The sequence below is a fragment of the Pantoea sp. X-Soil-ISGK-355 genome (assembly GCF_059730805.1).
Window position 1 is genome coordinate 538,537 of sequence record NZ_AP035972.1, and the last position, 16,460, is coordinate 554,996.

13 protein-coding genes are annotated in these 16,460 nt (G+C 55.9%); 7 read left to right on the plus strand and 6 right to left on the minus strand.

The window, feature by feature from the left end:
* Positions 1–51: 51 nt before the first annotated feature.
* Positions 52–1,083 carry an AI-2E family transporter gene (locus tag AC6I8J_RS21210; RefSeq protein WP_253417855.1) on the plus strand — a complete coding sequence of 344 codons (1,032 nt, stop codon included), beginning with the start codon at positions 52–54 and terminating at the stop codon, positions 1,081–1,083.
* Here AC6I8J_RS21210 and AC6I8J_RS21215 read toward each other — a convergent pair.
* Positions 1,072–3,801: a cation-transporting P-type ATPase gene (locus AC6I8J_RS21215; protein WP_161736390.1), complete on the minus strand. Its 2,730-nt coding sequence runs from the start codon at positions 3,799–3,801 to the stop codon at positions 1,072–1,074. The genes AC6I8J_RS21210 and AC6I8J_RS21215 overlap by 12 nt on opposite strands.
* Positions 3,802–4,315: 514 nt before the next feature.
* Here AC6I8J_RS21215 and AC6I8J_RS21220 point away from each other — a divergent pair.
* The 3 genes from AC6I8J_RS21220 to AC6I8J_RS21230 are packed head-to-tail and all read left to right on the plus strand — an operon-like array spanning position 4,316 to position 9,424.
* Positions 4,316–5,404, plus strand: coding sequence for an efflux RND transporter periplasmic adaptor subunit (locus AC6I8J_RS21220; protein ID WP_161736389.1), 1,089 nt, complete (start codon positions 4,316–4,318; stop codon positions 5,402–5,404).
* Positions 5,404–8,466, plus strand: coding sequence for an efflux RND transporter permease subunit (locus AC6I8J_RS21225; protein WP_497825834.1), 3,063 nt, complete (start codon positions 5,404–5,406; stop codon positions 8,464–8,466). Before AC6I8J_RS21220 ends, AC6I8J_RS21225 begins: the two co-directional genes overlap by 1 nt.
* Complete coding sequence (locus AC6I8J_RS21230; RefSeq protein ID WP_260058681.1) at positions 8,459–9,424, plus strand: acyltransferase family protein; 966 nt, start codon at positions 8,459–8,461, stop codon at positions 9,422–9,424. Before AC6I8J_RS21225 ends, AC6I8J_RS21230 begins: the two co-directional genes overlap by 8 nt.
* Here the strand turns inward: AC6I8J_RS21230 and AC6I8J_RS21235 are convergent.
* The 3 genes from AC6I8J_RS21235 to AC6I8J_RS21245 all read right to left on the minus strand — a co-directional run bounded on the left by AC6I8J_RS21235 (position 9,374) and on the right by AC6I8J_RS21245 (position 11,206).
* Positions 9,374–10,102, minus strand: a complete 729-nt coding sequence (locus tag AC6I8J_RS21235; RefSeq protein ID WP_497825835.1) for a DJ-1/PfpI family protein — start codon at positions 10,100–10,102, stop codon at positions 9,374–9,376. The genes AC6I8J_RS21230 and AC6I8J_RS21235 overlap by 51 nt on opposite strands.
* Before the next feature lie 115 nt (positions 10,103–10,217).
* Entirely contained in the window at positions 10,218–10,541 is a 324-nt protein-coding gene (locus AC6I8J_RS21240; protein ID WP_497825836.1) for an AzlD domain-containing protein, read from the minus strand.
* The gene (locus AC6I8J_RS21245) at positions 10,538–11,206 is read right to left on the minus strand and encodes an AzlC family ABC transporter permease (RefSeq protein WP_202605068.1); all 669 of its coding nucleotides are present in this window, start codon (positions 11,204–11,206) and stop codon (positions 10,538–10,540) included. The genes AC6I8J_RS21240 and AC6I8J_RS21245 overlap by 4 nt, the downstream gene beginning before the upstream one ends.
* A gap of 111 nt (positions 11,207–11,317) precedes the next feature.
* Here AC6I8J_RS21245 and AC6I8J_RS21250 point away from each other — a divergent pair, with 111 nt between their 5' ends.
* On the plus strand, positions 11,318–11,866 hold the full coding sequence (locus tag AC6I8J_RS21250; RefSeq protein ID WP_010246810.1) for a helix-turn-helix domain-containing protein: 549 nt from the start codon (positions 11,318–11,320) through the stop codon (positions 11,864–11,866).
* 3 nt (positions 11,867–11,869) lie between these two features.
* On the opposite strand, the gene AC6I8J_RS21255 is transcribed toward AC6I8J_RS21250, so the two are convergent.
* On the minus strand, positions 11,870–12,205 hold the full coding sequence (locus AC6I8J_RS21255; RefSeq protein ID WP_497825837.1) for an ASCH domain-containing protein: 336 nt from the start codon (positions 12,203–12,205) through the stop codon (positions 11,870–11,872).
* Positions 12,206–12,323: 118 nt separating this feature from the next.
* On the opposite strand from AC6I8J_RS21255, the gene zigA reads away from it, so the two are divergent.
* Both zigA and AC6I8J_RS21265 read left to right on the plus strand, forming a co-directional pair.
* Positions 12,324–13,553 carry a zinc metallochaperone GTPase ZigA gene (gene zigA / locus AC6I8J_RS21260; RefSeq protein WP_161736383.1) on the plus strand — a complete coding sequence of 410 codons (1,230 nt, stop codon included), beginning with the start codon at positions 12,324–12,326 and terminating at the stop codon, positions 13,551–13,553.
* Positions 13,554–13,645: 92 nt separating this feature from the next.
* On the plus strand, positions 13,646–14,824 hold the full coding sequence (locus tag AC6I8J_RS21265; protein WP_497825838.1) for an NAD(P)/FAD-dependent oxidoreductase: 1,179 nt from the start codon (positions 13,646–13,648) through the stop codon (positions 14,822–14,824).
* Between the two features lie 3 nt (positions 14,825–14,827).
* On the opposite strand, the gene AC6I8J_RS21270 is transcribed toward AC6I8J_RS21265, so the two are convergent.
* Positions 14,828–16,198: an aldehyde dehydrogenase family protein gene (locus tag AC6I8J_RS21270; protein WP_497825839.1), complete on the minus strand. Its 1,371-nt coding sequence runs from the start codon at positions 16,196–16,198 to the stop codon at positions 14,828–14,830.
* Positions 16,199–16,460 lie beyond the last annotated feature (262 nt).

Here is a 16,460-nt window from a genome sequence, read left to right on the forward strand (position 1 = left end):
AGCTTAAGCCTCATCTATACTGCAGCTTATCTTTGCTGAAGGAGCCCAATCATGGGACTGAGCTGGTTTACCCTGTGGCCGCCACTGGCACGCGTGCTGTTTATCCTCGCCTGTCTGACCATTATTCTCACCGGCCTTTATCTGGCAGCACCGCTGATCAATCAGGTTCTGCTGGCGATGTTACTGGCCATCATGCTTGATCCCCTGATTACCCGGCTGGAAAACAAACGCATACCGCGCATCGTCTCGTCACTACTGGTGATTATGCTGATGCTGTTGATCATGGTGGTCACTATCCTCAAGTTAACCGTGCTGACCCCCGATTTGATGCAGCTCAGCCGCCAGGCGCCCGTGCTGCTGGCGGCCCGGCTTGAACAGCTGACGCTGGCCTTTGCCCGCCTCGATATCGGTATGACGCCCGACCAGTTGCTGACCTTTGTGGATGCGGGGGCAATAGTGCGCATCGTCACTGCATTTCTGACGCAAATTCCCGGCGTCATCTCCTGGTGGATCATGGTGTTCCTGATGCTGCTGTTCATGCTCTATGAGATGCCGCTGCTGAAAGCGGCGCTTCAGCAGCGGGTCAGCGGAAAAAATCAGGCCTTTTATCTGGCGCTGCAGGAGGGAATTGAGAGCGTTATTGTTTATGCCAGGGTGAAAACATTGACCAGTATTCTTGGCGGGATCATCGTGGGTTTAGGTGCACACCTGATCGGACTGAAGTTTGCCTTTTTCTGGGGCGTGTTAATGTTTATTTTTAACTACGTGCCGGTGCTGGGTTCTTTCCTGGCCGCAATTCCGCCAGTGATCCAGAGCTACATCATGTTTGATTTACAGGTTGCGCTGGCGGTCTCAGGCTTCTTTATGGTGCTGAACCTCTGCCTGAGTTCGGTGATTGAACCTCTGCTGATTGGTAAACGACTCAATCTGGCGCTCACCACACAGCTGCTGGCGTTTCTCTTCTGGCAGGCATTACTGGGGATTACGGGCGGGATACTGGCTATTCCTCTGACCTATCTGATTAAGAAGGTCCTGCTGGCGAGCAATCCGCAGCAGGACCCGGAGTCAGAGTTAACTCAGTGACGCCGTCTTCACCCGCCATGCGCGGGTGAGGCGTTTCTCAATCTCAACCACAATGAAGATCGCGATGCTGACAATTAGCGAAATCAGCCAGTAGTTAATTGGCAGTGGGCGCGTACCAAACAGCGTATTCATTAATGGCACATAGATAATGATCGCCTGAAGAACAATCAGTACCAGCGTCACCAGCCAGATTCCGCGGTTTTTCAGCAGACCGCGATCCAGTGAGAAGCCATCAGAATTACGGCAGTTAAGCATGTAAGCCCATTGCGCGGTGACCAGCATCTGCAGGAGGACGGTGCGGATAAACTCAGCGCTGTAGCCGCGCGGTTGCAGCCAGGCCTCCAGCACAAAGGCACTGATGGAGATTAGCAGGCCGACAAACACCACGCGCCAGATAGCATAAGCATCCATTACATGCGCTTTCACATTACGCGGTGGCCGGCGCATCGCATTGGCTTCAGCAGGTTCAAACGCCAGACCAAACGACAGCGTGGCCGACGTCGCCATGTTCATCCACAGGATCTGTACCGGAGTCAACGGCAGCAGATTGCCCATCAGAATCGCGATAATAATCAGCAGGCCCTGCGCCAGGTTTGTTGGCATGATAAACAGAATGGTTTTCCTGAGGTTGTCGTAAACGCGACGTCCTTCTTTCACCGCCGCAGCGATAGTGGCGAAGTTATCGTCGGCCAGAATCATATCGGCCGCCTCTTTTGTCACCTCGGTGCCTTTGATGCCCATCGCAATGCCGACGTTGGCCTGTTTCAGCGCCGGTGCGTCATTCACACCATCGCCGGTCATGCCGACGATCTCACCGCTCGCTTCCAGCGCTTTCACCAGACGCAGTTTATGTTCCGGGCTGGTTCGGGCGAAGATGTCATAGGTTTTTGCGGCGTCGGCCAGTTCGGCATCGCTCATGTGTTCAAGCTGGTAGCCGGTGATGGCGGCCTGACTGTTGCCAATACCCAGCATCTGACCAATCGCCATCGCGGTTTCCTGATGGTCGCCGGTGATCATTTTGACGCGAATACCCGCTTTCTGACACTCGTCGATGGCGGCAATCGCTTCCGGGCGTGGGGGATCCATCATGCAGGCAAGACCCAGCAGCACCATGTCACTTTTCAGATCGGCATGGTCCAGCGCGGTAACGGGTGCAGATGTTCGCTTCCAGGCGGCGGCTACGGTGCGCAGCCCTTCGCTGGCGTAAGTGGTGATGGCGGCATCCCAGTAAGCGCGATCAATCGGCTCGGCGCCCTCCGGTGTTTGCTGCTGCTGACACAGCGTCAGCAGTACATCTGGCGCACCGGTCAGCAGCACATAAGATTCGCCGCTGGCAACACAACTGACCGCCATATATTTATAGAGGGAATCGAACGGCAGCTTGCTCACCACCTCAACCGGCTGAGGTGTCGTCTGGCCCTTCGCCGCCAGCACCTTCAGCGCGCCTTCAGTCGGGCCGCCAACAATCGTCCAGTGACCCTGACTTTCCTGACGCAGCTGGCTTTCATTACAGGTGTCTACCGCATGCAGGAACTGCTGAAACAGCGGATCCTGGGCCGCAGAGAGTCCACTTGCGTCGCCCTGCTCAGCAACAATCTCCCCTTTGGGTTCATAGCTGTTTCCGCTGACGCGCCAGCGGCTCTTCGCCAGCACTACGGCTTTCACCGTCATCTCATTCATGGTGAGCGTGCCGGTTTTATCGGAACAGATCACGGACATCGCGCCCAGTGTTTCGACAGTCGGCAGCTTACGGATAATCGCTTTAGTGCGCGCCATCGACTGCACGCCCAGCGACAGGATGATGGAGATGATAGCGGGAAGACCTTCCGGCACGGCCGCAACCGCCAGGCTGATCACGGAAAGAGACAGCTCACCCAATGGAATGTCACGCAGCAGGTAACCGAAGATAAACAGAGCGACCATCATCAGCAGGATGATGAAAAAGATCGCTTTACCCAGTTTGTCGATCTGCACCAGCAGCGGGGTTTTAGCCTCTTTTATGCCGCTGATCATTTCGTTGATATGGCCCAGTTCCGTGTCACCCCCACTGGCGATGACCACACCTGAGGCGGTGCCGGAACTGACTGTGGTGCCGGAAAACGCCAGATTCAGACGGTCCCCCAGCGATTTTTCACCGCTCAGCGTGTCGATTTTCTTCGACACCACCGTTGATTCGCCGGTAAGTATCGCCTCTTCAACCCGCAGGTTATTAACTTCAAACAGTCTCAGGTCAGCCGGGATTTTGTCGCCGGGTCGTAACATCACCACGTCACCGACCACAATATCGCGTGTTGCGACGGTGACCTGTTTGCCGTCCCGCACCAGCATCGCTTCACTGGCGAGCATGTTCTGAATGCTTTTCAGCGATTTCTCGGCATTGCTCTCCTGAATAAAGCCGATTAGGGCATTGATAACGGCCACGCCGATAATGACAAAGGTATCAACCCAGTGGCCCATAAGCGCGGTGATCACCGCTGCGGCCAGCAGAATATAAATCAGCACATCTTTAAAATGGGCGATAAATTTGAGCAGCGCTGATTTATCCGCTTTTTGCGGCAGCGCGTTTGGCCCCTGTTTATGCAGACGTTCCTGTGCGTCAGCAGTCGATAATCCTGCTGGAGAGCTTTGCAGGTCAGAAAATATCTCGACTACACTACGCTGATACCAGGGGCGCTCAGATAAAGCTAACGCTTTATCCTGCTTATCATTATTTAGCATATATAAACCTCGTGCCATTTAGCGATGAATTAAAGGCGCAATTAAAAGACATGCATTTTGCGGGGAGCCGCTCCCGCCGGTAATGACCGATATCATATTTAGGTAAGAAACGTCTGATGAATAACATAAAATGGCTAAATTAAATCTAACCTATATTATGAGAATAACAACGTTGTTTTTGTTTAGGTAAGGTTTAAGTATGCTGATGCAGTGTGCTTCGGCTTGTACTCTGGCTCGCAAAAGGAAACTCTGATGAAAAAACAGAGCATTATCATGCTTTGCGGTTTCGTTATTCTCGCGGTCACCGCAACCACATTAGTCGGCTTACTGACCTGGCTGGTGGTCTCTCATATGGCAGCGTAACCCGATCCAGGCGAAGCGGCCCTGCCGTCTCGTTAAAATAAGATTACGAATATTAAAAAATATTTTTATCCCGGTGGCGATAAGCACCAGGCTAATGACGCCTTAACGCTTATTAAACCGCAGTGAAATAGCTGATGTTAAGGCGAATAAAATGATTAAACGCAAGGTTATTCCTGTTTTTCTCTGTTGCTTATTTATGACAGCGTGCGATGAAAAAAAAGAACCGGACGCGCCACCACCCCGCGTAATAAAAGTTTTTACCCTTGAGCCGGACATTGCGCAGAATATCCGGGTATTTCCTGCCCGTATTCAGGCTGGAGATAATACCGACCTGGCTTTCAAAAGGGCGGGCCAGCTGGTACAGCTCGACATCCGTGACGGAACGCCCGTGAAAGCGGGTCAAATTCTTGCCACCCTGAACGACACGGATGCGACACTACGGGTGCGCGATCGTCAGACCGCGCTACAGCTGGCGGAGCGGCAATTTCAGCGCTTTAACACGCTGGCCCAGCGCAGCGCCGTTTCAAAATCGGAAATGGATGTGCAGCGTGCTAACCGTGATGCCGCCGCTACCGCACTGAAAATCGCGCAGGAAGAGTTACAGTTCCTGACCCTGCGCGCGCCGTTTGATGGGGTGATTGCCAGAGTACAGGCGCGTAATCATCAGGTCGTAGCCGCCGGACAGCCGATTGCGCTGCTGACCCGGGCCGATCTGCTCGATGTTATCTTCACGCTGCCTGAAACCCTCTTTACCAGCCTGGACATCCAGAATATTCACTATCAGCCGGAGGTGCAGTTTAACGCCCTGCCAGGCCGCTTTTTCAACGCGCAATATAAAGAGCACACCAGCCAGACCGACGCTGCCACGCTGACGTACCAGGTGGTGCTGACCATGCTGCGTCCCGATGATCTGCCTGGCGTTGCCGGCCTTAGCGGCTCAGTGCGCGTTAAGCTGCATAACCTGCCGAATGCCCCAGCGCAGCCGCGGCTGGTGGTACCGGCGGCTGCGGTGTTCAATCCCGATCGCAGCCCCACTAATCAGCCGCACGTCTGGCTGGTTGAGCAGGATGGCGAGGCTCTGCGCATTAAAGATCGCCCTGTCGAAGTAGGTCGTCTTACCGCGCAGGGCATTGAAATTATCAGCGGGCTGCAGCCGGGCGACCGCATTGTTGCTGCCGGTGTGGGTGAGCTGCGTGACGGTGAAGCGGTGCGCATCTGGCAGCGTGAGCGGGGGTTATAATGCGTATTCAGGAGCACTTTCTTGATAAACCCATTCGCATCTGGATGGTTATTCTGCTGCTGGGCGTGGGCGGCATTTATGCCCTGCTGAACATTGGCCGCCTTGAGGATCCGCTGTTTACCATCAAGTCGGCGGTGATTGTCACCCACTATCCTGGCGCGTCAGCCCAGCAGGTCGAAGAAGAGGTGACCCTGCCGCTGGAGAATGCGCTGCAGCGCCTGCCATCACTGGACAATGTCACGTCTATTTCAGGCAACGGCTTGTCGCAGATTACCGTCAATATCCACACCCGCTATCTTGCCGATCAGCTGCCGCAAATCTGGGATGAGCTACGTCGCCGCGTCGGCGATGCGGCCCGGCAGTTTCCTCCAGGCGTGCAGGCTCCACTGGTGAACGACGACTTCGGCGATGTGTATGGCTATTTCTTCGTTATCCACGGCAAAGACTTTACGAACAGCGAACTGCGTAACTATGCCGATCAGCTGCGGCGCGATCTCGTACTGGTGCCGGGCGTGGCGAAAGTCGCGGTAGCGGGCGTTGAGCAGGAGGAGGTCCGCATTGCCCTTTCCGCCAGCAAAATGTCCGCCTATGGTATGACGCCGCAGCGCATCGCCGATCTGCTGAACCGGAATAACAGTGTTGCCAGTGCCGGCACGCTGCGGGTCGACAGCGAATCCATCCGTTTTCACCCTACCGGCGAGCTAAAGACACTCGACGACCTGGCGAATCTGCCCATTCTGCCTGCGGGCAGCCCGCAGAACGTGCATCTGCGCGATATCGCCACCCTGACACGTGGCGTGACCGATAACCCGGCCAATATCTACTTTGCCGATGGTGAAGCGGCACTGGCAATCGGCATTTCGTTTGCGCCTGGCGTCAACGTGATTGATGTTGGCGACGCGCTCTCCGCCCGGATAGCGCACTATCAGCAGGATACCCCCGCCGGGATCAGCCTGAAGGTGTTCTACAATCAGGCGCACGAGGTGAAACAGTCTGTTGATGGCTTTATCCTCAACTTTCTGATGGCGTTGGCAATTGTAGTGGGAACGCTGCTGCTGTTTATGGGCCTGCGCAGCGGCATGGTGATTGCCGCATCACTGGCACTTAACGTGCTCGGCACACTATTGATCATGTACCTGTTTAAACTGGAACTGCAGCGGGTATCGCTGGGCGCGCTGATTATTTCGCTCAGCATGCTGGTGGATAATGCCATCGTCGTCGTCGAAGGGGTGAAGATCGATCATCAGCGCGGACATCCTTTACAGCAGGCGATTTCCCGCATGGTACGCCGTACAGCCCTGCCCCTGCTGGGTGCCACGATTATCGCGATACTTGCCTTCGCACCGATTGGCCTGTCGCAGGACTCAACCGGCGAATATTGTAAATCGCTGTTCCAGGTGCTGCTGATTTCGCTGATGCTGAGCTGGGTAACCGCGCTGACACTGACCCCGGTATTTATTAACTGGAGCGAGAAACGTCGTGGCGCAGCGAAGCCCGCCAAAACTGACCTCTCCGATCCTTACCAGGGCATCGTTTTTCGGCTCTACCGCCAGGCGCTGGGCGACCTTTTGCGTTTTCGCTTGATCACGCTGGCGACGATGGTCGCGCTGCTGGCACTGTCGCTGTATGGCTTTACTCTGGTGAAGCAGAACTTTTTCCCCTCATCCAGCACGCCGGTCTTTTTTACCGATCTCTGGCTGCCCTATGGCACCGATATTCACTACACCGCAGATACTGCGGGGGAAATAGCCCGGTTTATTAATCAGGATCCGGCTGTTACGGCAACGGTGACCACAGTGGGTCAGGGTGCACTGCGTTTTACCCTGACCTATGACGCGGCGCGCCAGTACAGCAACTTCGCACAGATTATGGTGCGGGTTAAGGATGCCCGGCAGCTGGATGCACTGGCGCTGAAGACCGAGCATTATATTCAGCAGAACTTCCCGCAGGTGAATCAGCGCATCAAGCGCATTCAGTTTGGCAGCGCCAGTGACAGCGCGATTGCCCTGAGAGTAACCGGCCCGGATCCGGAAGTGCTGCGTCACATCGGCAGCCAGCTGGATGCGATTTTTCTGGCGGATGGATCGACGTTCCCGGTACGTAATGACTGGCAGGAGCGCAGCAAAGTGATCCGCCCGGTCTATTCGGCACTGCGTGGTCAGGAGCTGGGCATTGATAAGCGCGATATCGATCAGGCGCTGAGAATGAATTTCAGCGGCGATGCCGTGGGCATTTTCCGGGACGGATCGCGGCTGATGCCGGTGATGCTCTATCCGGCTGATGAAGAGCGGCAGAGTGTTGATCACATCGAAAACATTCAGCTCTGGAGCGCTGCCCTGCAGCACTTTGTGCCGCTGAGCAATGTGATTTCTGACTTCCGGCTGGAGTGGGAGAACCCGCTGATTATGCGTCGTGACCGTACGCGCGTGATGACGGTGCAGACGGATCCCGATCCCGCCTCAGGCTTAACGTCCGCGCAGGTAGTAGCACGGGTTCAGCCGCAGATCGATCAGCTTAAACTCCCGGCGGGCTATCGACTGGATTGGGGTGGCGAACTTGAGAGCTCACGAGAAGCACAAAGTGGTCTGCTGAGTTCGCTGCCGGTAGGCTTTCTGGCCATGTTCATCATTACCGTGCTGATGTTCAACTCGCTGCGTGACGCCGTCGCAATCTGGATCACCGTGCCGCTGGCGATGATTGGTGTGACCTGTGGCTTTTTGATCACCGGTATTCCCTTTGGCTTTATGGCGCTGATCGGGCTGCTCAGCCTGTCAGGGATGTTGCTCCGCAACGGGATCGTGCTGATTGAGGAGATCCGGCTGTTCCGGCAGGAAAAGCCGTTGCAGCTCGCGATTATTGATGCGGCGACGTCGCGCCTCCGCCCTATCCTGCTGACGGCCTTTACTACCGTACTGGGCCTGCTGCCGCTGTTGCGCGACGTTTTCTTCCAGAGCATGGCGGTGGTGATTATTTTTGGTCTGGGATTTGCGACGGTGCTGACCCTGCTGGTGCTGCCGGTGATCTATCGCTGCTTCCACGGACGGGAGGCACACGGTGAATAAGACCGGGCTGGCAATGCTGAAGACGCTGGCCTGCATCACCGCCGTGTCGTTTTTCACGCTGTATCAGAGTTACGACAGCTACCATTACGACGTTAATCTGACGCTGAATGTGCTGAGTTTTATCTCGACCATTGCTACGCCGCTCTATTTTCTGCTGAGCGGCTATCTCGACGCGGGCGAGCTGCACACACCCGCATGGCAGCTTGGCAAAATTCGCCGCATTATGCTGATTTTTATCTTCTGGTTCAGCTTTTTCTGGTTTGCCGGGATGCACCACAAAGGCTACCTGATCCAGCCGTGGTTTGTGATTGCACTGATTGTCATTTACATCTCGCATCCGCTAATCGACTGGCTGATTCAGCGGCCTGGCGCAATGGCAGCAGGGATTTTATTGTTGCTGGTGCTGGCCTTTGCTTATGACCTGCTCGCCAGCCTCTATCCGGACCAGCGGGCCTTTTCGCTGCTGCCACAGTACCGAATCTGGACCTGGGTACTTTATTACCTTACGGGCCGACTGATGGCTGCGCCACGGGTGATGCAGTTACTGACATCACCCAGAGTCATAAAGGTGAGCCTTCTACTGCTGCCCGCGGTGTATCTCTTTACCTGGCTGTATGAGCGCTATTACTTTATCGCGCGCTTTCTGGCGACCCACAATGATGTGGTGCTGACCGGCTCACAGGTTTATCTGCTGGTGGTGCTGATCGTGATCAGCATTAACGCTATCCGGCTGCCGGATAAAGCCCAATGGCTGACCTCATTTCTGACCACACTCGGCAAGACCATGACCGGTGTTTATATCCTGCATTACCTGATTTTTGGTGTGCTGGCAGCCGCTATCCGCATTCAGACTCTGGGCGATAAACTGCTGGTCATCGCCCTGACGCTGATCATCTCGATGGCGCTGTCACTTCTGCTGTTGCGCATCCCCGGCGTCCGTAAGCTGATCAGCCTGTAGTCGCCGCGCGGCCCGCTCAGTTGCTACACGGCGCGTAGCAATGAACTCAGCCATTTTCGCCCGTGCCTGCGCCACCTCCGCGGGCGGCGCGGTCTGCGGCGAGCCGGAGGAAAACGGTGGTTCGGGGTCATATTCCATCTGCAGCTGAACGGCTCTGGCGACGGCGTCTCCTGCGATTTCCGCCACCAGCGTCAGGGCAAAATCGATGCCGGAGGTGACGCCTGCGCCGCTGATACGGTTGCGGTCACGCACCACCCGCTGATTCACTGGCTCCGCGCCCAGCAAAGCTAGTTGATCGATGGAACTCCAGTGTGAGGTCGCTCGGTATCCTTTCAGCAATCCGGCAGCGCCCAGCACCAGCGAACCGGTACAGACCGAAGTGACCCATTGCGCCTGGTCAGCCTGCCGTCGCAGAAAATTCAGCGTTTCATCATCCGACATCAGGGCAATCTGTCCTGGCCCGCCCGGTATGCAGATCACATCCAGTAATGGACAATCGTCAAAGGTGGTAGTCGGTAATATCGACAGGCCGCGATCGGAGCGTACCGGCTGACGATTTTTCCAGATCAGATGGCACTCCACGCCGGGCGTGCGTGCAAATACCTCCCACGGGCCGGTTAAATCGAGCTGGGTAACATCAGGGAAAAGTAACAGACCAATCTGTAGCGGACGATTCATGCGTAAACTCCGGCGGGTGATGAGTGACCATCATGCCGTGATGCCCGGTCAGATAGCAATCCTGGGCGCTGGAGGCGCTTTACAGTGATGTCCGGGGAAGTCGTGTAAAGCAGCATCAGGCCACGCCGAGAAAACGCAACAGCGCGGTCATCGCTGCCGCCCCCAGAATAATGACAATCAGTGGAGCCCGACGCCAGGCCAGCAACAGGGCAAACCCCACGCCCGCCACCCGTGCCACACCGGCAAAATGCTGGCCTTCAAACAGCGTGGTGGTCGCCGCGACGGCCAGCAGTAACACCGTGGCAGCGTCGGAGAGCAGCTGCTGAGTGCGCTCGCTGATAGGCAGACGATTTCCCAGCCTGACACCGGCAAAGCGCATCAGATACGTTCCGGCGGCCAGCATGGCGATGCCGGCAATGATCATTCCCTGATGCGTCATTTGCGCGATCTCCATGTCAGCAGGCCAAGCAGCGAGAACAGTACTGGCATGCCCGCCGGAACCAGCGGCGTCGCCAGTAAGGAGAGCAGCGCGCCGACGGTGGCGGGGATTCTGGTTCGCCGCTGGCGCAGCGCCGGGAAGATCAGAGCAATCAGGATCGCCGGAAACACCGCATCCAGCCCAATCATTGAGACATCAGGAATAAACTGACCAATCGCCGCCCCGGTCATAACACTCACCGGCCAGATTAAGCCGATACCGAGGCCGCACAGCCAGTACGCGCTGCGACGCTGGGCAAGCTGTGGTTGTGAGATACCAAACACCACGCTTTCATCATTCATAATGTGACAGCCAAACCAGCCCAGGGAACCCTTTCCCACCAGATCTTTGACCGCAATGCCAAAAGGGAGATGACGTGCATTCACCAGCAGGCCCGCAGCGGCCGCGGTAAAGGGACTGCCGCCGCCAGCCACAATGCCGATAAACAGAAACTCAGACGCACCTGCCAGCACCAGCGTTGACAGTGCCAGCGGTACCCAGAGCGGAAACCCGTCGGCGGAGGCCAGCGAGCCATAGGATAAACCGACAATTCCATCAGCCAGGCAGACCAGAAAAATCGCTTTGATCACCCCTTTGTCCAGCAACTGCATTTGCGGAAAAAGCATTTCTCTGTCTCATAATGAACGTATAATCCGATATAATGAACACTGCAGCGGCGTTTTACAAGCCGAACAATTCGTTCGTTATAAAAAACTTTTCGTTTATCAGGAGTGCGTTTGAATACCCCTATCAGCATCATTGCCAATGCCTTAGTGCGTGAACGTCAGCGAGCCGGCCTGTCACTGGCCGAAGTCGCGCGCCGCGCCGGTATCGCCAAATCAACGCTCTCACAGCTGGAGGCGGGTAATGGCAATCCGGGCATTGAGACGCTGTGGTCACTGTGCGTAACGCTGAATATTCCGTTTTCACGGCTGCTGGAGCCGGATGCGCGTCGTCTGCAGGTGATCCGCCGTGGAGAGGGCCTGACAGTAACCGCCGATCTGGCTGACTATCAGGCGGTTCTGCTGGCATCCTGCCCGCCTGGCGTCCGGCGTGATATCTATCTGCTGGAGGTTCAGCCTGGCAGTGAGCGCATATCGCAGCCCCATATTCCCAATACTATAGAGCATATTATTATTGCTAAAGGTCGGGCGCTGGTGGGGCCGGTGGACAGCGCCGTAGAGCTGGATGTGGGTGATTACATTACCTATCCGGGCGACGAGCTGCATATCTTTCGGGCGCTGGAAGCCGATACGATGGCGCTGCTGGTGATTGAGCACAGCTGATCACTATTCAGGGAGCTTCTGCAGGGTTTCTGCGGGCGTGAGGTGAGTGATTAGCTGCACCTCACTGCTCAGCCTGATCTCCGGATAGTGCTCGCGCATCCCTTCCAGCAGCACCTCATCAGGCCATTTCTCCTGTTTTCCCAGCATTGCGGCGACTTCGCTTAAGCGCAGCGTGTCGACCTGCGTCACCGACACGATTACCGCGTCATTTTCATCCTGCTGATTCACCAGTCTCAGCGGGCCAATGGTGATATCGCCCTCCAGCCAGCGAATTGTCGAGGTTTTCTCTCCGCACCTGACGGCTGGCATCAGACGCGGGACAAGCGTGAGTTGTTGCATTTCCGCTCCTTTTAAACGCTCTTTGATACCCAAAACAAAAGCACAAATCCGGGTTGAAAACAAATCCATTAATGTTATGTTATAACATATCTTTAATTGCGTTCTTACAGGTAACACCATGACACTCTCTGCTCTGACATCAGACGATCCCCGTCTGCCGGTTGCCGTTCTCTCTGGCTTTCTCGGTGCCGGTAAAACTACCCTGCTTAATCATATTCTGAACAACCGCGAAGGACGTCGCATCGCGGTGATCGTCAATGATATGTCTGAAATTAATATTGATGCTGCGCTGGTGCGCGATGGCGGTGCGCAGCTCTCCCGCACCGACGAAAAGCTGGTCGAAATGAGTAACGGCTGTATCTGCTGCACGTTGCGAGAAGATCTGCTGCTGGAGGTAAAACGTCTGGCTCAGGCCGGGCGTTTCGATCACCTGGTGATTGAGTCTACCGGTATTTCTGAACCGCTGCCGGTCGCCGAAACCTTTACGTTTGAAGATGAAGCGGGTGAAAGTCTTTCAGCCTATGCCCGGCTGGATAGCATGATTACCGTGGTGGATGGCTTTAACTTCCTGCGCGATTACCGTTCAGTCGATGATCTTCAGTCGCGCGGTGAGTCGCTGGGCGAGCAGGATGAGCGATCCGTGGTTGATCTGCTGGTGGATCAGATTGAGTTTTGTGATTTGCTGGTGCTGAACAAAACGGACCTGCTCAGCCCGGCGCAGCTGCACCAGTTGAAGGGCATGCTGCAGGCGCTTAATCCGCATGCGCTTATTGTGAACAGTGAGTTTGGGCAGGTTCCGCTGGACTGCCTGCTGAATACCGGCCGGTTTGATTTTGACCGGGCAGCGCAGGCACCCGGCTGGCTGCAGACCCTGCGCGGTGAGCATCAGCCGGAATCGGAGGAGTATGGCATTCGTAACTTTGTCTATCGCGCCCGTCGTCCGTTCCATCCGCAGCGTTTCTGGCATGCAGTAAACCACCAGCTTGATGGCGTTATCCGCTCTAAAGGCTACTTCTGGCTGGCCAGTCGGCCGGAATATGCCGCGATGTGGTCGCAGGCGGGCGCAGTGGCACGTCAGGGTTATGCCGGGCGCTGGTGGGTCAGCGTGCCGAGAACTGAATGGCCACAGGATGCGGATTCGCTCAACTTTATCGCTGAACAGTGGCAGGAAGGTACCGGCGACGCGCGCCAGGAGCTGGTCTTTATCGGCATTGAGATGGACGAGAAGAGCGTCCGTGCCGCGCTGGATCATGCGTTGCTGACACCACAGGAGATGGCTGCGGGGCCTGAACAGTGGATCACTCTGGCCGATCCGGTGCCCGCGTGGTTCGATGAAACCACCGCCTGACGTAGCGGTTGACGTACTTCTTTGACTTCGCAATAGTAAGCGAACCGGCGGGTAGCAGTTTTTCACTAATCCCTGTTCAGGAGAGACCAGATATGCCACAACGTATTGCTGTAATCGGTGCAGGCGTGCTGGGTTTAGCCGTCGCGCAGTCATTGTCGCGACGGGGCGCACAGGTCACCGTCTTCGATAAAAACTATCCTGGCAACGGAACCAGTCAGATCAGCTACGCCTGGGTCAATGCCAACGGCAAAGAACCCACCAGCTACCATGATCTTAATGCCCATGCGATAGACGAGCATAAGCGCTGGCAGGCCAGTCATCCTGCATCGCCCCGATGGCTGCTGGAAACCGGCACGCTGGAGTGGGCAGCCGATGAATTATCCCTGCGTCAGCTGGCGCAGCGCGCAGCAAAGCTTACGACGCTCGATTATCCCGTAGAGAAACGTAGCCGCGCCGCACTCCTGGGCGCAATGCCTGAGTTGCGGCTCGATCCCCGCGTTCAGCACGCCTGGTCTTTCCCTTCGGAGTGCCTGCTCTATCCCAGCCTGTTTATCGCCTCTCTGCTGGCTGATCTGCGTACCAGTGGCGGGCAGCTGGTCTGCAATAATGAAGTGACGACGCTGACTGAATCGGCGCAGGATGTCCATCTTACGCTGGCCAGTGGGGATGAATGGCGCGGCGATCAGTTGGTGCTGGCAACCGGCCGTTGGGCGCCGGAACTGATAAGTCAGTGCGGGCTTGAACTGGCGATGACCGATGCGAACCGCGCCGATCCTGTTGCCTGCAGTTTTCTGGCGCAGACGCAGCCTTTGCCGATCCCACTTAGATGCAATCTGATTACCCCGGAACTGAATGTGCGGCCGGATGGCGGTGGTCGCCTGATGCTGCAGGCGCTGGATCTGGATCAGCACGCCGATCCGGCGCGGCCGGTCTCGCCGGATGGAATGATTGGCAAAGAGATGCTGCGTCGGTTGCGGCGGCTGTTTAAAAACACCGAAGGCGCGAGAATTGAGCGGATTGAAACAGGACAGCGATCGCGCCCGGCAGATGGATTGCCCGCACTGGGCTACATCAGTGAGTCAGCACGCGTTTATCTGATGGTCAGTCATAGTGGCATGACCCTTGCCCCCTTGCTGGGCAGACTGGTGGCTGAGGAGATGCTGAGCGGTACACCTTCACCGATGCTGAGTGGGTTTGCCCCGCATCGGTTGCTGCGCCCGCTCAGTGAGGTCGCTAAAACTGCGCCTGCCTATCTTCCGGCAGCGCAGTAAAAACTAGCGGCGGTTTTTCCACACGGTCTGCACGTTACAGAATTCGTGCACACCAAAGTGTGACAGCTCACGACCATAGCCACTTTTCTTGACGCCACCAATGGTAACGCGCGGATCGGACGCGCCGTTGCCATTAATAAACACGGCACCGACTTCCAGCTGCAGTGCCAGCCGATCAGCAGTTTCTTCGTTACCGCTCCAGACGGTAGCACTGAGGCCAAATTCGCTGTCATTGGCAATCTCCAGCGCATGCTGAGGATCCCGTGCTACGGCAATGGCCGCGACCGGACCAAACAGCTCCTGCCTGAACGCGGTCATGGTGCTGGTAACATCAGCGAGAATGGTTGGCGCATAGTAGTTACCCTGCCCTGCCACCTTCTCGCCACCCAGCACCAGACGCGCACCTTCACGTAGTGTTGCTTTCACCTGTCCATCCAGTTCATCGCGCAGATCGGCGCGTGCCATCGGACCCAGAAAAGTGCTTTCATCCAGCGGATCGCCCATGGTGAGTGCCTGGACCGCGGTAGTGAAGCGTTTTTCAAATTCTTCAGCGATTGGAGCTTCAACAATAAAGCGTTTGGCAGCCATACACACCTGCCCGGTATTCTGGAAACGTCCAATAACGGCAGATTTAACCGCTTCATCAAGATCGGCATCCGCCAGCACAATAAAGGGATCGGATCCACCCAGTTCCAGTACCGTTTTCTTGAGCGCTGCACCTGCCTGAGCCGCGATGGCTGCACCTGCCCGTACGCTGCCGGTAACCGCGACGGCAGCAATGCGGTCATCTTTAATCGCGACGGAGACACCGTCGTTGTCGACGTTTATCAGGTTAAAGCCGCCAGCAGGCAGATCGGTTGCCCTGAACAGTTCAGCCATCAGTGTGGCGCTTCCCATGACGTTAGGCGCGTGTTTAAGCAGATAGGTGTTGCCTGCCAGCAACATACTGACTGCGCCCCGCAGAACCTGCCACAGGGGGAAATTCCATGGCATGACAGCCAGGATCACCCCAATGGGACGGAATCGCTGCCACGCATCGGTAATCTGAGTGGGCTGATCGGCCAGCATTGCCGGGCCATATTCTGCATACCAGTCGCACAAATTTGCACATTTCAGTACTTCAGCGCGAGCCTGTGCAATGGGTTTACCCATTTCCAGCGTAATCATGCGAGAAAGATCCTGTTCTCTCAGACGGATCTGTTCGCCGAGCTGACGCAATACGCGCACCCGGTCACTCATACTGCTGTGCTGCCATGCTGCAAAAGCGGAAGCGCTTTCTGCCAGTGTCTGTTCCAGTTCGGTGCTGTTCTGCAGAGGATAGCGTGCCAGAATTTCACCTGTTGCCGGGTTACGTGATAGAGCATGTTCAGTCATGGTGCTGTATTCCTCATTCGTTCAGTAATTGAGAAACGATACACGCTGTAGTTAATGATGAAAAATGAATAATAGTGAGGAAGTTGTTTATCGATTGAGAATGTTGGAATTGCACAGGCGATGTTCAGGAAGTGTGAAGGGGTTGCGAAGATGGGGCTATTACGCAACCTGTCTGTGAGTCTGAAAATCATACCTGCCAGTCAGTTATCCACTTATACACTGACCCGATCCTAAAAAACGATCCTTAATAGATCATAGAGAG